At 70.0% G+C, this 21000-nt stretch carries 19 protein-coding genes, 1 tRNA gene and 2 pseudogenes; 8 read left to right on the top strand and 14 right to left on the bottom strand.

The window, feature by feature from the left end:
• The 8 genes and pseudogenes from AB0L29_RS24490 to AB0L29_RS24455 all read right to left on the bottom strand — a co-directional run.
• On the bottom strand, positions 1-1076 hold a 1076-nt coding region (locus AB0L29_RS24490; protein ID WP_365829895.1), incomplete at its 3' end, for a polyketide synthase.
• A 72-nt stretch (positions 1077-1148) separates the two neighbouring features.
• A complete protein-coding gene (locus tag AB0L29_RS24485; protein ID WP_365829889.1) occupies positions 1149-2564 on the bottom strand; it encodes an FAD-dependent monooxygenase in 1416 nt (471 codons plus the stop codon).
• Positions 2561-3010: an SRPBCC family protein gene (locus AB0L29_RS24480; protein WP_365829887.1), complete on the bottom strand. Its 450-nt coding sequence runs from the start codon at positions 3008-3010 to the stop codon at positions 2561-2563. Before AB0L29_RS24480 ends, AB0L29_RS24485 begins: the two co-directional genes overlap by 4 nt.
• A gap of 153 nt (positions 3011-3163) precedes the next feature.
• The gene (locus AB0L29_RS24475) at positions 3164-4399 is read right to left on the bottom strand and encodes an LLM class flavin-dependent oxidoreductase (RefSeq protein WP_365829886.1); all 1236 of its coding nucleotides are present in this window, start codon (positions 4397-4399) and stop codon (positions 3164-3166) included.
• Between the two features lie 420 nt (positions 4400-4819).
• Complete coding sequence (locus AB0L29_RS24470; RefSeq protein ID WP_365829885.1) at positions 4820-6094, bottom strand: sensor histidine kinase; 1275 nt, start codon at positions 6092-6094, stop codon at positions 4820-4822.
• Between the two features lie 186 nt (positions 6095-6280).
• The gene (locus tag AB0L29_RS24465; protein WP_365829884.1) at positions 6281-6676 is read right to left on the bottom strand and encodes an integrase core domain-containing protein; all 396 of its coding nucleotides are present in this window, start codon (positions 6674-6676) and stop codon (positions 6281-6283) included.
• 71 nt (positions 6677-6747) lie between these two features.
• A pseudogene (locus AB0L29_RS24460) lies at positions 6748-6906 on the bottom strand (DDE-type integrase/transposase/recombinase); the annotation flags it as partial.
• A 56-nt stretch (positions 6907-6962) separates the two neighbouring features.
• Positions 6963-7232 (bottom strand): annotated as a pseudogene (locus AB0L29_RS24455) (IS3 family transposase); the annotation flags it as partial.
• A 16-nt stretch (positions 7233-7248) separates the two neighbouring features.
• Here AB0L29_RS24455 and AB0L29_RS24450 point away from each other — a divergent pair.
• Together AB0L29_RS24450 and AB0L29_RS24445 are read left to right on the top strand one after the other, a co-directional pair.
• Positions 7249-7509, top strand: coding sequence for a hypothetical protein (locus AB0L29_RS24450; RefSeq protein WP_365829883.1), 261 nt, complete (start codon positions 7249-7251; stop codon positions 7507-7509).
• 240 nt (positions 7510-7749) lie between these two features.
• A complete protein-coding gene (locus AB0L29_RS24445) occupies positions 7750-8424 on the top strand; it encodes a hypothetical protein (protein ID WP_365829882.1) in 675 nt (224 codons plus the stop codon).
• 145 nt (positions 8425-8569) lie between these two features.
• Here AB0L29_RS24445 and AB0L29_RS24440 read toward each other — a convergent pair whose 3' ends face one another.
• Complete coding sequence (locus AB0L29_RS24440) at positions 8570-8785, bottom strand: helix-turn-helix transcriptional regulator (protein ID WP_365829881.1); 216 nt, start codon at positions 8783-8785, stop codon at positions 8570-8572.
• A gap of 558 nt (positions 8786-9343) precedes the next feature.
• Positions 9344-9427 (bottom strand) — tRNA-Leu (locus AB0L29_RS24435).
• Between the two features lie 417 nt (positions 9428-9844).
• On the opposite strand from AB0L29_RS24435, the gene AB0L29_RS24430 reads away from it, so the two are divergent.
• From AB0L29_RS24430 to pknB, 6 genes are all read left to right on the top strand, one after another.
• Complete coding sequence (locus AB0L29_RS24430; RefSeq protein ID WP_365829880.1) at positions 9845-10690, top strand: DUF3662 and FHA domain-containing protein; 846 nt, start codon at positions 9845-9847, stop codon at positions 10688-10690.
• 10 nt (positions 10691-10700) lie between these two features.
• Entirely contained in the window at positions 10701-11210 is a 510-nt protein-coding gene (locus AB0L29_RS24425) for an FHA domain-containing protein (RefSeq protein WP_365829879.1), read from the top strand.
• Between the two features lie 141 nt (positions 11211-11351).
• The gene (locus tag AB0L29_RS24420; protein ID WP_365829894.1) at positions 11352-12911 is read left to right on the top strand and encodes a Stp1/IreP family PP2C-type Ser/Thr phosphatase; all 1560 of its coding nucleotides are present in this window, start codon (positions 11352-11354) and stop codon (positions 12909-12911) included.
• Positions 12912-12938: 27 nt separating this feature from the next.
• A complete protein-coding gene (locus AB0L29_RS24415) occupies positions 12939-14375 on the top strand; it encodes an FtsW/RodA/SpoVE family cell cycle protein (protein ID WP_365829878.1) in 1437 nt (478 codons plus the stop codon).
• A complete protein-coding gene (locus tag AB0L29_RS24410) occupies positions 14372-15844 on the top strand; it encodes a penicillin-binding protein 2 (protein ID WP_365829877.1) in 1473 nt (490 codons plus the stop codon). The genes AB0L29_RS24415 and AB0L29_RS24410 overlap by 4 nt, the downstream gene beginning before the upstream one ends.
• Before the next feature lie 169 nt (positions 15845-16013).
• The gene (gene pknB, locus AB0L29_RS24405) at positions 16014-18038 is read left to right on the top strand and encodes a Stk1 family PASTA domain-containing Ser/Thr kinase (RefSeq protein ID WP_365829875.1); all 2025 of its coding nucleotides are present in this window, start codon (positions 16014-16016) and stop codon (positions 18036-18038) included.
• A gap of 93 nt (positions 18039-18131) precedes the next feature.
• Here pknB and AB0L29_RS24400 read toward each other — a convergent pair whose 3' ends face one another.
• From AB0L29_RS24400 to AB0L29_RS24385, 4 genes are read right to left on the bottom strand one after another with little or no spacing between them, the layout of a single operon-like run.
• On the bottom strand, positions 18132-18890 hold the full coding sequence (locus AB0L29_RS24400) for a class E sortase (RefSeq protein ID WP_365829874.1): 759 nt from the start codon (positions 18888-18890) through the stop codon (positions 18132-18134).
• A 13-nt stretch (positions 18891-18903) separates the two neighbouring features.
• A complete protein-coding gene (locus AB0L29_RS24395) occupies positions 18904-20010 on the bottom strand; it encodes a class E sortase (RefSeq protein WP_365829873.1) in 1107 nt (368 codons plus the stop codon).
• Positions 20007-20645: an aminodeoxychorismate/anthranilate synthase component II gene (locus AB0L29_RS24390; protein ID WP_365829872.1), complete on the bottom strand. Its 639-nt coding sequence runs from the start codon at positions 20643-20645 to the stop codon at positions 20007-20009. Before AB0L29_RS24390 ends, AB0L29_RS24395 begins: the two co-directional genes overlap by 4 nt.
• The gene (locus AB0L29_RS24385; RefSeq protein WP_365829871.1) at positions 20642-20803 is read right to left on the bottom strand and encodes a hypothetical protein; all 162 of its coding nucleotides are present in this window, start codon (positions 20801-20803) and stop codon (positions 20642-20644) included. The genes AB0L29_RS24390 and AB0L29_RS24385 overlap by 4 nt, the downstream gene beginning before the upstream one ends.
• Positions 20804-21000: the final 197 nt, after the last annotated feature.

Here is a 21000-nt window from a genome sequence, read left to right as displayed (position 1 = left end):
ATCGAACCCAGCCACAGCGGACGGTCCTCGGGCCGGTCCTGACCGTAGGTCGCCAGTAGTGCCTGGGCCTCGATCGGATCACCCAGCGTCGTCCCCGTACCGTGGCCCTCGACGAGGTCGACGTCGGCCGGGGAGAGGCGCGAGCCGGACAGCGCCTGCTTGATGACGCGTTGCTGGGAGGGGCCGTTGGGCGCCGTGAAACTGCTGGAGGCGCCGTCCTGGTTGACGGCGCTTCCCCGTACCAGGGCCAGCACCGGGTGGCCGTTGCGGCGCGCGTCAGAGAGTCGCTCCAGGAAGAGGACCCCGGCGCCTTCGGAGCAGCCCATGCCGTCGGCCGATTCGGAGAAGGACTTGCAGCGGCCGTCCTTCGCGAGCCCGCCCTGGGTGCTGAAGTAGACGAACATCTCGGGGTTGGACATGACGGTCACGCCACCGGCGAGGGCGAGGGTGCAGTCGCCGCGTCGCAGGGCCTGTGCCGCGAGGTGCAGGGCGACCAGGGACGACGAGCAGGCCGTGTCCACCGTCACCGCCGGGCCCTCCAGACCCAGGGTGTAGGAGACCCGGCCGGAGACCAGGCTGCCGGCGCTCGAGCTGCCGGCTTCCCTGCCCTGGGCGTAGTCGTGGTACATCACGCCGGCGAAGACGCCGGTGCGGCTCCCCCTGAGGGACAGCGGGTCGACGCCCGCGCGTTCCACCGCCTCCCAGGCGGTCTCCAGCAGCAGCCGCTGCTGCGGGTCCATCACCAGCGCCTCGTTCGGACTGATCCCGAAGAAGGCGGGGTCGAAGCCGGCCGCGTCGTGCAGGAACCCGCCCTCGCGCGCGTAGGTCTTCCCGGCCCGCCCGGGCTCCGGGTCGAACACCCCCGGGTCCCAGCCGCGGTCGGACGGGAACCCCGACACCGCGTCCACCCCGTCCGCCACCAGCCGCCACAGGTCCTCCGGCGAGGCCACGTCACCGGGGAACCGGCACGCCATCCCCACGATCGCGACGGACTCGTCGTCGGGCTTGCGTGCCGCCTCGGCGAGGCATCTGCGAGCGTCACGCAGCTCCGCGAGCGTGCGCTTGAGGTATTGCATGAGCCGTTCCTCGTTGCTCACAGGTGGCCATCTCCTTCCACATGGGGTGGTGCAGCGGTGTCGACAGGTGGGTCAGGCGCCGGTGTTGGACAGACCGGGCCTGTGGATGCCGTGCTGGAACAGCTCGCCGATCTGCGGGAACTGGGCGGCGGCCTGATCCGACGTGAGCTGCGGCTTGCCCGGGCCGCGCATGACGGCCGCGAGAATCGGCAGGGACATCAGCCGGCTCTGCGGGCTGCGCAGGGAGCTGACCTCGTAGACCGCGCGCAGCACGTTCTCGTTGGCGGTGGCGGTACGCGCGTAGCGGGCCGCCATGTTCTGCTGCATGCCCGCGCCACGGACGGTGATGTTGGTCCGGACCTCGGGGAAGAACAGGTCGGTGGTGCTGGCCGCCTTCCAGGAGCCGAGGCCCACCTTGGCGATGTCGTTCTGCACCGCGCGGGACAGGCCGGGGCGCAGGCCGTGCGTCTTCAGGCGGGTGCGCAGCGCCAGGGCGCCGAAGGCGGCCATCGACATGCCGGTGGCGTAGTTGGGGCTGAGGACCATCACGGCGTCGCCGATGGCGAGGAAGCCGTCGGGGACGGGCAGCTTGTGGTAGAGCCGACGGCGGTTGGCCAGGCCGCGGGAGCCGCGCACCTCCGTCAATGGGCGGGCGGTGCCGATGAGGTCGGCGACGATCGGATCGCGCACCTCGCGGGCGAACTCCAGGAAGCCCTCGTCCGCGGTCGGCGGCTGGCCGCCCTTGGTGCCGATCAGGGAGACGATCCACCGGCCGTCCTCCTGCGGCATGAACGCCGCGCCCTTTCCGGGCAGTCCGGTGCCGGGCACCGTCTGGATGAGGACGCCGGGGAAGTCCTTGGCGGCCTCGACGGGTGCCTCGTACTCGCGTCCGGCGTAGGCGAGTCCGGCGTCGACGTACTCCTCGGTGACCGTGGGCAGTCCCAGGTCGGCGAGCCACTGCGGTGCCTTGGAGCGGTTGCCGGAGGCGTCGACGATCAGGTCGCCGGTGACGACCTTCTCGGAGCCGTCGGCGCGCTCGACGTGGACCCCGGTGACCCGGCCGGCGTCACCGGTCAGGCCGACGGCCTTGGTGGACTCCAGGACGGTGACGGTTCCGTCGGACAGCACCTGGCCGCGGACGATGTGGTCGATCAGCGGCCGGCTGCACGCGATGGTGTACGACTCGTCGTCGAAGGTGCGGAACCAGCCCTCGGAAGAGAGGGTGAGCAGGTCCCGGCCCATCCTGAGGGTGTGGGCGCCGGCCGCGGTGAGCCGGGCGACGGTGCCGGGCAGGAGCTGGTCGAGCGCCTCGGCGCCGCCGGCCATGAGCATGTGGTTCTGCCGGCCCTGCGGGAGGCCCCTGCGCTGCTGGGGGCCGTCGGGGTAGACGTCACCCTCGATGACGGTGACCTTGTCGGCGTGCCGGGAGAGCACCCGCGCGGCGAGCAGGCCCGCGAGGCCGCCGCCTATCACCACTGCTTCGGTCATCGCGCGCTGCCCGCCTCTGCGGTACGGCGCCGGGCTTCCTGCCCCAGCGCCTCGAACGTGCTGCGGGTGTCACCCTGGAACGCCTTCGCCCAGAACAGCCGGAAGACGGGGGTGAAGGGGCCGTACACCTCGACGCGGCGGCTGACCTCGACCCGGTCCGGACCGGCCTCGCGGTAGGCGTTGATGATCAGCATCTTGCCGCCGGGCATCGGGGACTCGGTGGTGTAGGAGCGCTTGTCCTCGACCTTCACGAGCTTGAAGTAGCCGCGCTGGCGGGACACCAGGCGGGATATGGTCCAGCCGCCGCTGCCCGGCTCGAACGGGCCGTCGAAGCCGCACTGGAGGACGTGCGGGTCCCAGGTGGCCCAGGACGGCACGTCGGACACCGTCTGCCAGACCGCGTCGAGTGTGGCATCGATGGCGTCTGACTCTTCGAATGCGTACATTCGGGAAACCTTCCACTTCCATTTCGCGGGAGACGGTGCGGTGTCCTGGCGCAAGAGCGCCCCGGCGCAGGGAGCTCGGGGGACTTCCGCGCCGGGGCCGGTGCTTGGCCGTGCCGCGCGCACCGTGGGAAAGTGCTGACGTTCCGCGGCGGCTCAGCTCTCGGTCGCGGGCGCCTGGTTCTGGAATTCCTCCATGTCGGTGCGGATGACATAGTCCGACACGTCCACGTCGGAGTCCGATACGCGTTCGAGGGCGTTTTTGATCGGTACGGCGAGGCGGTCCTGCTTGGCGATCTCCCGCGCCTCGCGGCGCTCGGCGAATTCCGGCATGACCTCGCGGGCGAACAGTTCCAGGGATTCGCAGATATGCTCGTGCTTGTTGGCGCCGAGCTGCACCTGGAAGATGATCTCGTCGACGCCGGCCTCCTCCTGGACCCGGATCATGTCGGCGATCTTCTGCGGAGTACCGATGCCGCGGCGGACCACCATGTCCATGCGGGCCGCGTTCTCCGGCGGGACCGGGGGCTTCTTGGCGAACTCCGTGCGCAGGTCGGTGGTGCCGGGGCGGTGAGCGCCCTGCACGTAGAAGTGCATGAAGGAGTTGACGTAGAAGTCGACACCGCCGAGGGCGCGCTCGTAGGCGGTCTCCTCGTCGGTGTGGCACAGGAACGGGAGCGCGACGGCGAAGTTGGCGTTGACAGCCTTGCCGACGGGCACGCACGCGTCGGACTCGACGATCCGGTAGTAGGCGGCGACCCGCTCCTTGGCCTCCTCGGGCGTCATGAACGCGAAGGAGAGGGCGCCGACGCCGTTGCGGGCGGCGGTCTCGACGGTCTCGGGGGAGCTACAGGCGACCCACAGCGGCGGGTGCGGCTTCTGCTTCGGCTTGGGCAGGACGTTGCGCGGCGGCATGTCGATCCACTGGCCCGTGTGGCCGGTGAAGGGCACCTCGGTGAACATGCGGGTGATGACGCCGATGGCCTCGCGCCACTGGTCGCGCTTGGTCGCGCGGTCGATCCCGAACGCGCCGAGTTCGTGCTGGGTGCTGCCCTGTCCGGAGCCGAACTCCACGCGGCCGCCGGAGATCAGGTCCAGCATGGCGATGCGTTCCGCGACGCGCGCCGGGTGGTTGACGGCCGGCGGCAGGGTGACGATTCCGTGGGCGAGACGGATGTTCTTCGTACGCGCGGCGGCCGCAGCGAGGAAGACCTCGGGTGCGGAGGAATGCGAATACTCGTCCAGGAAGTGGTGTTCGGACGCCCACACGGTGTCAAAGCCCAGCCGGTCGGCGAGTTCGATCTGTTCGAGGGCTTCGTGGACCACCTTTTCCTCGCTGTCCTCGCTCCACGGGCGAGGATTCTGAAGGAGATATATCAGGCCGAAACGCATGCTCGCTCCTCATCGTCGACAGGAATGCCACCGCTGCCGGAAAACGGCGTCCATGGTTTTCACCGGCCGCTTCCTCGCAGAGCACTCCCTGTGGAAGCAGGCTCGGCCACGGTATGGAGGAAGAGCTCTCGAACGCTCCCCCTACGAGCCCCTTAGGAGCCCTTACCGCACCCCGTCGGGGTGCTGTGGGGGCGAGGCGGCACACGTGCCGCCGGAGGCGGTGGCCCGGCGACCCCTACGGCGGTTTCCGCTACCCCCTAACGGCACCTCCGGGGGAGGGCTCGGCCACGGCTGTGCCGGGGGTGGGGGGCTGCCACGACGCGAAGCCGCCCCGGCAGGACGGGCCTGCCGGGGCGGCTTCCGGGGGCGGAGGAGTGGTCGTGGGTTTCGTGGCGCGTTCCGGGCCCGTCGGGCGGGCGGTCAGTGCGCCTGCTGGGTCTCCTCCGCGAGCAGTTCGCAGGGCAGTTCGATGGTCGCGGTGGTGGGGCCGCCGGGCGGGCTGTTGAGGGCGAGGATGCCGTCGAAGGCGCTGAGCCTGCGCTCTATGCCGGTGAGCCCGGTGCCGCGCTTGGGGTCGGCGCCGCCCTTGCCGTCGTCGGTCACGGTGATGCGCAGCATCCCGTCCTCGTGCCGCATGTCGATCCAGATGCGCTGCGCCTCGGCGTGCTTGGCCACGTTGGTCAGCATCTCGGACACGGCGAAGTAGGCCGCCGCCTCCACCGGAGCCGGCAGTCGTCCCACGGACTCGATGCCGACCTCGGTCTTGATGTGGCTGCGCAGCGCGAGCGCCCGCACCGCGTCGCCCAGTCCGCGTTCGGCGAGGACGGGCGGGTGGATGCCCCGCACCAGATTGCGCAGCTCGTCCAGCGCCTCGGCGGAGAACTTACGGGTCTCGGCGAGCATCTGGACGGCCTTGTCGGGGTCGGTGCGCACCAGGTGCTCGATGGTGCCGAGGCTCATGCCCATCGCCACGAGCCGGGCCTGGGCCCCGTCGTGCAGGTCGCGCTCGATACGGCGCAGCTCGGCGGCGGACACGTCGACTGCGTCGGCCCTGCTCTCGGTGAGGCGCTCGATGCGCAGTTCCAGGGCACGCTCCTGGCTCGGGGCGAGGAACGTCTTGGTGAGCAGGCCGTGAGCGCGCACCAGGGCGGGGTCGTAGCGCAGTCCGGCGACGATGAGGAAGGCCCCGAGCCCGGCCGCGGTGAAGGCGGTGAGCTGACTGTCGACCGGGATGAACCCGTACCAGTAGCCGACGTCGCGCATGGGCCGCCAGACCCCGGCGGCGAGCACGAAACCCCACGCGCCGTAGGCGATCAGGGCGGCGGCGAAGATACCCAGGAGGAAGCCCGCGATCGGGTCGACGATCAGCCACAGCAGGTCCCGCCAGGTCGCGGGATCCTTCAGCAGCCACTGGCAGCGCTGCAACATGCCCACCGGTCCGCTCTCGAACCGCGGCGGAGTGCGGTAGGGCACCGGAATCTCCACACCGCTCCACTCGCCGGCCAGGCCGCGGCGGAAGGTGGCGTTGGCGCGGACGGCGCGCATGATCCAGGGGGTGGTGACGACACCGAGCCCCACGACCACGAGCGCGATCGAGACCACCGAGAGACAGAACAGAACGAGCGAGAACGCCATGGACAACAGGGCCAGGGCCAGGCCTCTCACTGAAGCCGTCAATCCGGCCCGAACGTTCATGTCGCCTCCCGTTGTCGAAGTGTGCGGGACCCGCCGTGCCAGCGGTGACCTTGGAACTGTTTCTTGTACATGTCCTACTCTGCCCGCGCCGCGGGCCGTGGGCACTGGTTCCAGACCCCGATTCAAGGGTGTATCCACCCCCACCACTGGTCACAGGTCAGCCCACGAGCAGGAATCCGCGCCGTCCTACAGCCGTGGGCCACCACCAGCAACAACGCCGCTGAACCGCTCCGGGATCGGTGAAGGCTGTGCGTTGAATCCAGCCGCCGGTTGGGGCTGGAGTTGAGCGTAGTAGTTGGTCTCGTGTTCGTGGGGTGGGATGTCTCCGATCGCCGTGTGGAGGCGCTGGTTGTTGAACCAGTCGACCCATTCCGCGGTGGCGGGTTCGACGTCGGTCAGGCCGTGCCAGGGCCGACGGGGCTTGATCAACTCCGTCTTGTAGAGGCCGATCTGGGACTCCATGAGCGCGTTGTCCAGGGCGTCGCCGACGATGCCGGTCGAAGCATCGATGCCGGCTTCGAGGAAATGAGCGGTGAACGCGAACGACGTGTACGGGCTGCCCGCATCAGAATGATGAACCATCCCTGGACCAGCGGGAGTTCCGGCACGCTCCCGGCGCCACAACGCCATGCCGAGGGCTTGAGGACGAGCTTGGCCCGCTTGTTGGTGGAGGCGGACCGGCCAACGATCGCCCGGGAGAACACGTCCACGACGAACGCGAAGCGGACGATCCCGGACCAGGTGGCGACATAGGTGAAGTCGGCCACCCACCGCGCGTTCGGACCAGACGCGGTGACGTCGCGCCTGAGCAGGTCGGCAGCGCGCTCCTGACCGTCGTCCGGACGGTGGTGCGGATCTTCTTCCCGCGTCGGGCACCCTCGAGGCCGAGGTCGCGCATCAGCCGGGCGACGGTGCAGCGAGCCACCGATATGCCTTCGCGGTACAGCTGCCGCCAGACCTTCCGCACCCCGTAGACGCTGAAGTTGTCCCTGTGGACACGGCTGATCTGCGTCTTCAGCTCCTCGTCGCGGAGCGACCGGACACTCGGGTTGCGGTTCTTGGCGGCGTAGTAGGTGCTCGTTGCGATCTTCAGCCCGTGACCGGTCAGGACACGGCAGGTCGGCTCGACTCCGAACACCTGGCGGTACTCGTCGATGAACGCTACGAGCGTTTCCTGGCAGCAGGTACTCTCCTCAGCCGAAGCAGCGCTGCGCCTACGCGCGCATGACTCCGGCACACTGCCCGGCCTCGCCGACCTTCTGCACGAGCGCACAGGAGGCAACGCGGGCAGACTGGCGTTCCTGCTGCGCGGTGCGGCGGTCCGCGCCATCGGAGACGGCTCCGAGAAGCTGACCGCCCCGCTCCTGACCGGGCTGCGGCTTCCCGATGACGAAGCCTCCACCGCACGCGGCTGAGGAAATCAGCCTCCCCGGAACATCTGCGTCGTCGGCCAACTTCGGAAGGCCGACAAGGCTTCGTCTGCCGATCCGGGCCAGATAAATCGAGACCGATAGCATCGGATCAGCCAGACAAGAAAACGAACGGCGAGCGCAATGCCGGGGAAAAGCTCACTGCCAGGCTTATTTTCGTCAACTTGGATTTTTCGCCAGCCAAAGCGGAGAAAACCAACTCGCATTCGCCCTACCGTGGTCCGCATGACGTACCAGGAGACGTTCGCCAGTCATCCGAGCGACTTCACGGACGAAGCGGAACACGTGGTCCGTCAGTACGACGCTCTGATCGCGGAGTGCGACACGACCATCGACCAGCTGGGCACAGCACTGCACGAGGCGAAAGAGAAGCGTGACGCGATGGTCGCTCTGCGCGAGGAGGCGCGGAGCCTGCAGGGGGTCGTTCCGCGACTGCGGGCGATGCGTGCACACGCCCATGAACACGGCATCGTCCCCGGTCAGCCGGGTCCACAGGTCACGCTGCGTGTAGTGCGCAGCCCGTCGGCCCCCGATCAGGTGCCGCAGACCGCAGCCGAGAACAGCACGCCGGTCACGGCGGAGCCGGAGGCTCTTCAGCCGACCGAGGTGATCATCCGCAGCAAGAAGCAGCAGGAGGTCCTGACCGTCATCGCCTCCCGCCCCGCCCTTCCCCGGGGCAGCGGCGACCTGGCCCAGGTGCTGGGCATTCCCACGGACCCCCGGGAGAGAAAGAGCCTCCGTAACTGCCTGCGGGCCCTCGTCATGTGCGGCGCTCTGGAGCGCATCACCCGCGAGGACGACCGGCACGTCTCCTACCGCCCGCGCACGAGCTGGAGATTCGCCTGCCCCATCCCCCTACCCTGCACAAATCTCAGCCGTAAAAAGACCGCCGCCGCTTGAAGGACCCAGTTGCACCTGGGTCCGCGGCGACGGTCATGACCCGCTATAGGCCGCCTCCGACATTACCCGGCCCCGCCCGGACATGTCCGGCATTCGGCCAATTTTTTCCCTGCCGTCTTCCGGAAAGCCGAATGCCCATGTGAATTCATCGCGGAGGATTTCCCGGCTCACGGCCGGGCCACAGGTCCGTCTCCAGCGCCTTCTCCAGGTTCGCGATCGTCAGCAGGTCGCACCACACCACCCCGTCCAGCACCTGCGCGATCGTCATCCGTGACACGCCACTGCGCCGGGACACCTCGGCGACCGACCATCCCCTGGCGTCCATCAGTCGACGCAGCCGCGCGGCCACTTCCTGCGCCACTCGAGCCCCGTGGTGGTCATCGAGCACGGCGCACGGCCAGACGCCCTCGACAACCCTGGCAACGGGTCTGCTTCCGGCTCCGCAACAGCGTCGAAGGCATCAACGGCTTCGCCAAGGACCGCCTCCAGGAACGCCTCGAAGACGCCGGCACCCGCCGCATCCGCGGCATTGCGGCCCAGCCCCTCCTCCTGGCCTTCCAGACTCGCCCACGCCAACCGCCGCAAACCCGCCTCTTGGGCCGACGCCATCGCCCTGGGCGGAGAACGGCCCCGCCGACGGCCCACCCGCCGCCGCAGGACCGAGCCCCTGGGCACGTGGACCCCCAAGGGCCACATCACCCAGCACTGAGACCTTCCTCGCAGAGAGCACGCCCCGAGAGCTACTCAAGCAAGATCCCAACACGAACGCGGACCGCCGACGGCCCCCAGCCACTGACGGTCCGCTTCACCATGCCCAGAGACAGATATCACACCGCAGAAACAGGAATGGGCGGCATCGCCATCGCGATGCCGCCCATTCCATCGGTACAGCTAGAGCACTTCCGTCGGTGCTCCGATGTGCGCGAGGGGGGAGTTGAACCCCCACGCCCTTGCGGGCACTGGAACCTGAATCCAGCGCGTCTGCCTATTCCGCCACCCGCGCATTGGGTGTGTCCTGGGCTCCTGCCCCTTGGGGCCGGCGCCTTCCGACACGCAGAACATTAGCACGCTGTACAGGGTGGGGTCACATCCCTCGTCCCCGCCGCCGGCGACGGTGCCCCGCACGCCTTCCGGGCGTCCGCGCGTGCGCCGCCGCACGTCTCAACCTCGTACCGGTAGCCCCCGTCCCCCCGGGAGCCGGACGGGGCCCGCGGCCGGGTGCGGGACACTGGTTCACGGACGCCTCTACGATCCTTGGTAGCACCGCGTGCAGGAGTGCTCCGAGGAGTTCGAAGGGGAGCGCCGGGGGAACCACCCGATTGACCGGCGCGTGGATACGATCAGTGAGCAGTACGACCGGTAGCAGGTAAGCAGTACGACGCAGGGCAGTACGCAGGACGGTGGACGGAGGAGGTGCCCCATGGGAGTCCTGAAGAAGTTCGAGCAGCGTCTCGAAGGTCTGGTCAACGGCACCTTCGCCAAGGTGTTCAAGTCCGAGGTGCAGCCCGTGGAGATCGCGGGAGCGCTCCAGCGGGAGTGCGACAACAACGCGACCATCTGGAACCGTGACCGCACGGTTGTGCCCAACGACTTCATCGTCGAGCTGAGCGCCCCCGACTACGAGCGGCTCAGCCCGTACTCCGGCCAGCTCGGCGACGAGCTGGCCGGCATGGTGCGCGACTACGCCAAGCAGCAGCGCTACACCTTCATGGGCCCCATCAAGGTGCACCTGGAGAAGGCGGACGACCTCGACACCGGCCTGTACCGGGTGCGCAGCCGTACGCTCGCCTCCTCCAGCAGCCAGCAGGAGGCCGGCGCCGCGCCCGCGGCCCCGCCGGCCGGGCGCCCCGGCGGCTACGGCTATCCGCCGCCCGCCGCCGGCGCCCCGCCCATGCCGGCCGCCCCGCCGCCCGGCGGCCGCCCCGGCGGGTACGGCTATCCGCCGCCCGCCGCCGGCCCGCGCCCGGGCGCCGCGCCCGCAGGGCGCGCCCGCCACTGGATCGAGATCAACGGCACCCGCCATCAGATCTCCCGCCCGACGCTGGTGCTGGGCCGCAGCACCGAGGCCGACGTGCGGATCGACGACCCCGGCGTCTCCCGCCGGCACTGCGAGATCCGGACCGGAACGCCCTCGACGATCCAGGATCTCGGATCCACCAACGGCATCGTGGTGGACGGGCAGCACACCACCCGCGCTACGCTCCGCGACGGCTCGCGGATCGTCGTGGGCAGCACCACCGTTATCTATAGGCAAGCCGAAGGGTGAAGCGGGGGCAATGTCAGAGCTGACCCTCACGGTCATGCGGCTGGGGTTCCTGGCCGTTCTGTGGCTGTTCGTGATCGTGGCCGTGCAGGTCATCCGGAGCGACCTGTTCGGTACGCGTGTCACCCAGCGCTCCTCGCGCCGGGACTCCGGGCGGCCGCAGCAGGCCGCCCGCCAGGCGCCACCGCCGCAGCGCCAGCAGCCCGCCGGCGGCCGGCAGCGTCGTAACGCTCCCACCAAGCTGGTGGTGACCGAGGGAACCCTCACCGGCACCACCGTCGCGCTGCAGGGCCAGACCATCACCCTGGGCCGGGCGCACGACTCGACGATCGTGCTCGACGACGACTACGCCTCCAGCCGCCATGCCAGGATCTACCCGGACCGCGACGGCCAGTGGATCGTCGAGGACCTGGGGTCCACCAACGGCACGTACCTGGACCGGACACGGCTGACGACCCCCACACCGATCCCGCTGGGCGCGCCGATCCGCATCGGCAAGACCGTCATCGAGCTGCGGAAGTAGTGCTACACCAATGAATGAGCGCGAGCGGAGCGAGCACGCAGCGGCGGTCCACACCCCGGGCCCCGGCGCGCTCCCGACCGGAGGGTGGGCAGTGTGGCTCGACACGACCGGCTGTACCCGGAGCCGACAGGCGAGGTGCGCATGAGTCTGTCCCTGCGCTTCGCCGCCGGATCGCACAAGGGCATGATCCGGGAAGGCAACGAGGACTCCGGTTACGCCGGTCCGCGCCTGCTCGCCATCGCCGACGGCATGGGTGGCGCGGCGGCCGGCGAGGTCGCCTCCTCCGAGGCCATCTCCACGATCGTGGCGCTCGACGACGACATCCCCGGCTCCGACATCCTCACCTCGCTCGGCACCGCGGTGCAGCGCGCCAACGACCAGCTGCGCGCCATGGTCGAGGAGGACCCGCAGCTGGAGGGCATGGGAACGACCCTGACCGCGCTGCTGTGGACCGGGCAGCGGCTCGGCCTGGTCCACGTCGGCGACTCCCGGGCGTACCTGCTGCGCGACGGCGTGCTGACGCAGATCACCCAGGACCACACCTGGGTGCAGCGCCTGGTCGACGAGGGCCGCATCACCGAGGAAGAGGCCACCACCCACCCGCAGCGCTCGCTGCTCATGCGCGCCCTGGGCAGCGGCGACCACGTCGAGCCCGACCTGTCCATCCGCGAGGTCCGCGCCGGCGACCGCTACCTGATCTGCTCCGACGGGCTGTCCGGGGTCGTCTCCCACCAGACGCTGGAGGACACCCTGGCGAGCTACCAGGGCCCCCAGGAGACCGTCCAGAACCTCATCGAGCTGGCGCTGCGCGGCGGCGGCCCGGACAACATCACCGTCATCGTCGCCGACGTCCTCGACCTCGACACCGGCGACACCCTCGCGGGCCAGCTGTCCGACACGCCCGTCGTGGTCGGCGCGGTCGCCGAGAACCAGCACCAGCTGCACGACAACGGCATCATGCAGACCCCGGCCGGCCGCGCCGCCGGCCTGGGCCGCCGGGGCCGGCAGGGCGGCGGGGGCGGCGAGTTCGGCCCGCCCGGCAGCGGCGACACCACCGGCTACGTCCCCGCCGGCGGCTTCGGTGACTACGGCGACGACGACTTCGTCAAACCGCGCAGGAACCGCAGGTGGCTGAAGGGCTCCCTCTACGGCGTCCTCGCCCTCGCCGTCGTCGGCGGCGGTCTGTACGGCGGCTGGCGGTGGACGCAGACGCAGTACTACGTGGGCGCCAACGGCGAGCACGTCGCGCTGTACCGGGGCATCAACCAGGACCTGGCCTGGGTGTCGCTGTCGGAGGTGGAGAAGGACCACCCCGAGATCGAACTCAAGTACCTCCCGCCCTACCAGCAGAAGTTGGTCGAGGCGACCATCGCCGAGGGCGGCCTGAAGAACGCCCGGGCGAAGATCGAGGAACTGTCGGTGCAGGCCTCCGCGTGCAGGAAGGAGGCGCAGCGGCGCGCCGCGGAGAGCGACAAGAACGCCGAGACGGGCCAGGGCGAGGCCGGAGGCACCACGGGAACCACTCCCGCCTCCTTCACGTCCAAGGCCACGCCGACGCCGAACCCCTCGGGCTCGCCCTCGGGTTCGCCGGCGGCACCGGAGAAGTCCCCGTCCCCGTCCACGACCGCACCCACTCCCAGCCCCGGCCCCAGCCTCTCGGAGGAGGAGCGGAAGGTCGTCTCGCTGTGCGGTAAGCAGTAGGCAAGCCGTGAGAGGCCCCGTCACACGATGAGCAGTACTACCAACTCGCCGACGCACCACACGTCCACGATCGGCTCGATCGGCGCCCCCAGCCGGCGCAACACCGAGCTCGCCCTGCTGGTGTTCGCCGTCGTCATCCCGGTCTTCGCCTACGCCAACGTGGGGCTGGCCATCAACGACCAGGTCCCCTCCGGCCTGCTGAGCTACGGCCTCGGCCTCGGCCTGCTGGCCGGCGTCGGCCACCTCGTCGTCCGCAGGTTCGCGCCGTACGCGGACCCGCTGCTGCTGCCGCTGGCGACGCTGCTGAACGGGCTCGGGCTGGTCGCCATCTGGCGGCTGGACCAGTCCGAGCTGCTGCAGTCGATCAAGCAGGCCGGCACGGCCGCGCCCCGGCAGCTGCTGTACACGGCGATGGGCATCGCGCTGTTCACCGTGGTGCTGATCTTCCTCAAGGACCACCGCGTCCTGCAGCGCTACACGTACATCTCCATGGTCGGCGCGCTGTTCCTGCTGCTGCTGCCGCTGGTGCCGGGCCTCGGGCAGAACATCTACGGCGCGAAGATCTGGATCTCGGTGGCCGGGTTCTCCATCCAGCCCGGCGAGTTCGCCAAGATCGTGCTCGCGGTGTTCTTCGCGGGCTACCTGATGGTCAAGCGGGACGCCCTCGCGCTGGCCAGCCGCCGCTTCATGGGGCTGTACCTGCCGCGCGGCCGCGACCTCGGCCCGATCCTGGTGGTCTGGGCGATCTCGATCCTGATCCTGGTCTTCGAGACCGACCTCGGCACCTCGCTGCTGTTCTTCGGCATGTTCGTGATCATGCTGTACGTCGCCACCGAGCGGACCAGCTGGATCGTCTTCGGTCTGCTGATGTCCGCGGTCGGCGCCGTCGGCGTGGCCTCCTTCGAACCGCACATCCAGCAGCGCGTCGACGCCTGGCTCGACCCGATGAGGGAGTACACGCTCTCCCGCGCCGGCCAGATCGGCCACTCCGAGCAGGCCATGCAGGCGCTGTGGGCGTTCGGCTCCGGCGGCACCCTGGGCACCGGCTGGGGCCAGGGCCACTCCGACCTGATCCGCTTCGCCGCCAACTCCGACTTCATCCTCGCCACCTTCGGCGAGGAGCTGGGCCTGGCCGGCGTGATGGCGCTGCTGCTGATGTACGCGCTGATCGTGGAGCGGGGCGTGCGCACCGCCCTCGCCGCCCGCGACCCGTTCGGCAAGCTGCTCGCCATCGGCCTGTCCGGCGCCTTCGCGCTGCAGGTGTTCGTCGTCGCCGGCGGTGTGATGGGTCTCATCCCGCTGACCGGTATGACGATGCCGTTCCTGGCGTACGGCGGTTCCTCCGTCATCGCCAACTGGGCGCTGATCGGCATCCTGCTGCGCATCAGCGACACCGCCCGCCGGCCCGCGCCCGCCCCCGCCACCAACCCCGACGCCGAGATGACCCAGGTGGTCCGACCGTGAACAAGCCCCTGCGCCGGATCGCGATCTTCTGTGGCCTGCTGATCCTCACCCTGCTCATCCGCGACAACTGGCTGCAGTACGTCCAGGCCGACGAGCTGCGCACCGACGAGCACAACCGCCGCGTCGCCATCGAGCGCTACGCCTCGCCGCGCGGCGACATCATCGTCGGCGGCGACCCGATCACCGGACACGCCACCACCTCCGGTGACTTCAAGTACAAGCGGACCTACAAGAACGGCGCCATGTGGGCGCCCGTCACGGGCTTCGTCTCGCAGGCCTACGGCGCCAACCAGCTGGAGTCCATCGAGGACGGCATCCTCACCGGCAACGACGACCGGCTCTTCTTCCGCAACACGCTCGACATGCTGACGGGCAAGAACAAGGAGGGCGGCAACGTCGTCACCACCCTCAACGCCGCCGCGCAGAAGGCCGCGTACAACGGCCTGAAGCGGCAGGGCGGCAAGGGCGCCGTGGTGGCCCTGGAGCCCTCCACCGGCAAGATCCTGGCCCTGGCCTCCTACCCGTCGTACGACCCGTCGACGATCGCCGGTGACGGCTCCTCGGACGCCGAGGCCTGGAAGAAGCTGCAGAAGAAGAACAACCCCGACGACCCGATGCTCAACCGGGCGCTGCGCGAGACCTACCCGCCGGGTTCCACCTTCAAGGTGGTCACCGCCGCCGCCGCCCTGGAGCACGGGCTGTACGAGGACGCGGACAGCAGGACCGAGACGCCGCTGCCGTGGATCATGCCGAACACCACCACCGAACTGAAGAACGAGGGCGACCTGCCCTGTGAGGACGCCACCCTGCGCAAGGCGCTGGAGGTGTCCTGCAACACCGTCTTCGGCAAGATCGGCTCCGACCTCGGCAAGGACAAGATGCTGGAGACGGCGGAGAAGTTCGGCTTCAACGCCGAGCAGTTCACGCCGGTGCGCTCCAGCGCCTCCGTCTTCCCCAAGGAGATGGACCGTCCGCAGACCGCGCTGAGCTCCATCGGCCAGTTCGAGACCGCCGCCACCCCGCTGCAGATGGCCATGGTCGCCTCGGCCGTCGCCAACGACGGCAAGCTGATGAAGCCGTACATGGTCGACGAACTGCAGTCCCCCGGCCTGGACCCCATCTCCAAGACCGAACCGGAGGAGCTGAGCCGGCCGCTGTCCGCGGAGAACGCCCAGATCCTGCAGTCGATGATGGAGACGGTCGTCGAGAGCGGCACCGGCCGGCGGGCCCAGATCCCCGGCGTCACGGTGGGCGGCAAGACCGGTACCGCCCAGCACGGCGTCGACAACAGCGAGAACCCGTACGCCTGGTTCATCTCGTACGCCAAGACCGGCGACGACAACTCCCCGGTGGCCGTCGCGGTCGTCATCGAGGACGAGAACGCCAACCGTGACGACATCTCCGGCGGCGGCCTCGCCGCCCCCATCGCGAAGGACGTGATGGAGGCCGTCGTCGACAGCAACAAGTGACTCCGCTCACGTCTGCTTCACATCGGTGCACGTTGCGATACCGGTCCTGTATCGGGTGACGGGCTTGGCCAGGTCACACAGAGCGAGCCGGGTACGGTAGGCCCGGACGGCAGCCTCCGACCGTACGAGCGTGCCGGTCGGGACCTACGGAGAGGGCTGGTAGGTAGCTATGGAAGAGCCGCGTCGCCTCGGCGGCCGGTACGAGCTGGGCCAGGTGCTCGGCCGCGGTGGCATGGCAGAGGTCTACCTCGCGCATGACACCCGCCTCGGCCGCACCGTGGCGGTGAAGACGCTGCGCGCTGACCTCGCGCGCGACCCGTCCTTCCAGGCCCGGTTCCGCCGGGAGGCCCAGTCGGCCGCCTCGCTCAACCATCCCGCGATCGTCGCGGTCTACGACACGGGCGAGGACTACATCGACGGGGTCTCCATCCCGTACATCGTCATGGAGTACGTGGACGGCTCCACGCTGCGCGAGCTGCTGCACTCCGGCCGCAAGCTGCTGCCGGAGCGCGCCATGGAGATGACCATCGGCATCCTCCAGGGCCTGGAGTACGCCCACCGCAACGGCATCGTCCACCGCGACATCAAGCCGGCCAACGTCATGCTGACGCGGGGCGGCCAGGTCAAGGTGATGGACTTCGGCATCGCCCGCGCCATGGGCGACGCCGGCATGACGATGACGCAGACCGCGGCGGTCATCGGCACCGCCCAGTACCTCTCCCCGGAGCAGGCCAAGGGCGAGCAGGTCGACGCCCGCTCCGACCTGTACTCCACCGGCTGCCTGCTGTACGAGCTGCTGACGGTCCGTCCGCCCTTCGTCGGCGACTCCCCCGTCGCGGTCGCCTACCAGCACGTCCGCGAGGAGCCGCAGCCGCCGAGCGTCTTCGACCCCGAGATCACGCCCGAGATGGACGCGATCGTGATGAAGGCGCTCGTCAAGGACCCCGACTACCGCTACCAGTCGGCCGACGAGATGCGCGCCGACATCGAGGCCTGCCTCGACGGCCAGCCGGTCGCGGCCACCGCCGCCATGGGCGCGGCCGGCTACGGCGGCTACTCCGACGACCAGGCGACGACGGCCCTGCGCTCCGACTCCGGCGCCGCCGCCACGTCGATGCTGCCGCCCATGAACCCGGACGACGGCGGCTACGGCTACGACGAGCGCCCCGACCGCCGCCGCCAGCAGCAGCGCAAGTCGAACACCTCGACGATCCTGCTCGTCGTGGCGGGCGTACTGGTGCTCGTCGGCGCGATCCTGATCGGCCGCTGGGCGACCAGCGGCGACGGAGGCGCGGACAACAGCACGGTCCCCACGCCGAGCTTCGTGGGGGAGACGCAGGCCACGGCCAAGCGACTGGCCAAGAACGCCGAACTGAAGCTGTCCTTCACCGAGAAGCCCTGCGAGGACCAGAGCAGCGGCAAGATCTGCGAGCAGAACCCCGACGCCGGGACCGAGGTCAAGAAGGGCTTCACGGTCGAACTGGTGGTCTCCACCGGCGCGCCGAAGGTCACCGTGCCCAGCGTCACCGGCCTGAGCCTGGACGAGGCCAAGGAGAAGCTCGAGGGCGACAAGTACCAGTTCGACGTCGAGACGGAGACCCGGGAGTCCCCCGAGGACCCGGGCACCGTGCTGGAGCAGAACCCGACCACCGGCGAGGAGGTGGAGAAGGGGACGACGATCACCCTCACCGTCGCCCGGGCCGAGGAGCGGGCCACCGTCCCCGACGTCGCCGGCAAGAGCTGTGACGAGGCCAAGGCCCAGATGACGGCCAACGACCTGGTCGGCCAGTGCACCGAGCAGGAGACCGACGACGCCAACCAGGCCGGCAAGGTCATCTCCACCACCCCGCAGGCCAACCAGCAGGTGGACAAGAACTCGACGGTGCAGATCGTCATCGGCAAGGCCAAGCAGCAGCAGAAGGCGTCGGTGCCGGAGGTCCGCCTGCGGACCGTGGCCCAGGCCAGGCAGATCCTGCAGCAGGCCGGGTTCACCAACATCCAGATCAACGGTCCCGGGGACGACAACGCGGTGGTGACCCAGCAGGACCCGCAGCCGGGCACCGAGGTCGAGAATCCGGGCGGCCAGGCGATCACGCTGACGACCGCCGGCGGCAACGGCGGCAACAACGGCGGCGGCAACAACGGCGGCGGCGGCTTCTTCGGCGGTCTCACGGGCCGCGGCGAGGACGACTGACCCCGCCCGCCCACGACAGGAGCCCCGGCCCCCTTCGAGGGGGCCGGGGCTCCTGTCGTTCCGGGACACGCCGCCGTCGTGCCGTGCGCGGTGTCAGCGCAGTTCCTCCGGCGGTGTCCGCTCGCTGTCCACCTTCTCCACCCGGTCCAGCTCGCCCCAGACGACGTAGCGGTACCGGCTGGTGTACACCGGGGTGCAGGTCGTCAGGGTGATGTAGTGGCCGGCCTTGGTCCTGCCGGACTGCTTCGGGACCTTCGACAGGACCTGGACGTTGAACTTCGAGGTCTCGGGAAGGACGGAGTAGACCTTGTAGACGTACCACTTGTCCTTCGTCTCGAAGACGATCGGGTCGCCCTTCTCTATCCTGTCGATCCGGTGGAACTTGGCGCCGTGGCCGTCCCGGTGGGCGGCGAGCGAGAAATTGCCCTTCTCGCCCGACATCGGCAGCGTCGCCTCGACCGGGTCGGTGTAGTAGCCGGCGACGCCGTCGTTGAGGACCTTCATCGAGGTGCCCTTCTCGACGAGGATCTCGTCCCTGCTCATCGCGGGCACGTGCAGGAAGCCGATGCCGTTCCCGCTGTCGAAGGAGGCGGGGCGGTCGCCGCCGGGCGCGTGGGCCCAGGTGTCACGGACCTTGTCGGCCTGCCGGTCCGCCGCGCGGTCGGCGACGACGTTCGTCCACCACAGCGAGTAGACGACGAAGAGGCCGAGGACCAGGCCCCCGGTGATGAGGAGTTCCCCGAGGAGGCTGACCGCCGCCGCGATCCGGCCCGGCCCCCGGCGGCGTGCCGGGGACGGCGGTGCGCCGGACGCGTCGCTCTGCTCTTCGGTGTCGTCGGTGGTCGCTGCCACGTTTCATCTGCCCTTAACTGACGAGCGCATCCGGTTTGCCCTTGCTGCGCGGCCGTTCCTCGGCCATCTTGCCCCAGACGATCATCCGGTACTTGCTGGTGAACTCCGGCGTGCACGTGGTGAGGGTGATGTAGCGCCCCGCCGTGGTGAAGCCCGAGCCCTTCGGGACCGGGTCGAGGACGCTCACGTTGCTCGGTGACGTCACCGGCAGGATCGACGCCATCTTGTAGACGAAGTACGTGTCCTGCGTCTCGACGACGATCGGATCGCCCGGCTGGAGCCGGTTGATGTACCGGAACGGCTCGCCGTGCGTGTTGCGGTGGCCCGCGAGCCCGAAGTTGCCCGTCCTGGCGTCCGGCATCGCCGTCTTGAGCGCGCCGTCGGCGTAGTGGCCGACCATGCCCCGGTCGAGCACCTTCTTGCTGCTGGTGCCCTCGGCGATCGGCACGACCACGTCCAGCTTGGGGATGTGCAGGATGGCGAAGCCCTGCCCCGGCTCGAAGACGCCCGGGTTGCGCCTGCCGCTCGCCCAGTCGTCCTGGAGGCTGCTGGTCTCCTTGTCGGCCTGCGCGTGCGCCCGGATGTTGGTCCACCACAGCTGGTAGCTGACGAACAGCAGCATCAGCACGCCGGTGGTGATGAACATCTCCCCGATCACCCGGCTGGCGACGACGGCCGGGCTGGCCCTGCGCGCCCGGGCCTGCCGGCGGGCCTCCACGCGCGACAGCGGCGCCCGGAGGGCTTCCGTCTGCTCCGCGGTCGGCCGGGGGCCGCCGTGCCGCCCGCGGCGCCGTCTGGAGGCCTTCCTGCGGGCCGCACGGCCACCGGGGGCCGGGCCGGGCGTCCGGGTGCCTCCCGGGGCGGAGGAGGCCGCGGAGGCCGACGTGGAGCCGTCGGCCGCGGCCGGCGGCTCCGGCAGCCGCAGCGCCACCGTCTCCTCGTCCACGGGGAGCCGGCCGGAAGGATCGTACGGCGTCTCGTACGGATCTTCGGGCACCGCGCCGTACGCCCCGGTGCCCGGCGCCTGCGCCGACCAGTCCTCGAACGCGCCCGGCACCCCGTAGGGCTGTTGCCGCCCGTACGAGGTGCCGGACTCGCGCTCGGGGCGCAGCGCGGTCACGCCGTGGCCCTGCCCACCACCGGGGCGAGCCCCGCCGATCTCGCCACCGCGCCCTGGTCGCCGCACTCCGCCAGCCAGTTGGCCAGCATCCGGTGCCCGTGCTCGGTCAGCACCGACTCGGGGTGGAACTGCACGCCCTCGACGGGCAGTTCGCGGTGTCTGAGGCCCATGATGATGCCGTCGTGCGTACGGGCCGTGACCTCCAGCGCGGCCGGGACGGTGGCCGGCTCGGCGGCCAGGGAGTGGTACCGGGTCGCCGTGAAGGGGGAGGGCAGGCCCGAGAAGACGCCCTTGCCCCCGTGCTCGACCAGCGAGGTCTTGCCGTGCAGCAGCTCCGGCGCCCGGTCCACGACACCGCCGTACGCCACCTGCATCGACTGCATGCCGAGGCAGACGCCGAAGACGGGCACGCCGGTGGCGGCGCAGTGCCGGACCATGTCGACGCAGACGCCTGCCTCCTCGGGGGTGCCGGGGCCCGGGGACAGCAGCACGCCGTCGAACCCGTCCTGGGCGTGCGCGGTCGACACCTCGTCGTTGCGCAGCACCTCGCACTCGGCGCCCAGCTGGTAGAGGTACTGGACCAGGTTGAAGACGAAACTGTCGTAGTTGTCGACGACGAGAATGCGCGCGCTCACTGGTTGTCCACCGTCACATCGTTGAAGGGCAGCAGCGGCTCGGCCCAGGGGAAGACGTACTGGAAGAGGAGGTAGACCACGGCGAGGATCAGCACGAGCGAGATGAGTGCCCTCACCCATCCGTTCCCCGGCAGATGCCGCCAGATCCAGCTGTACATGCCGTCCCTTCCGTCGCACCAAGGCACCCGACCCGCGCCGTGCGTCACCAGACTAACGGCGCGGGGCCCCGCGTTTCCCGGCCTCCACGGGCTGTGCGGCGTGCGGGGGGGCCCCGCCCCCCCCGCCCGGGGGGGGGGCCCCCCGCCGGGCCCCCCCCCCCCGCCCGGCGGCGCGGGCCCGCCGCCGGAACCCCCAC

The sequence above is a fragment of the Streptomyces sp. NPDC052701 genome, from assembly GCF_040678355.1.
Classification (GTDB): domain Bacteria; phylum Actinomycetota; class Actinomycetes; order Streptomycetales; family Streptomycetaceae; genus Streptomyces.
This window is presented reverse-complemented; position numbering and strand designations above follow the sequence as displayed.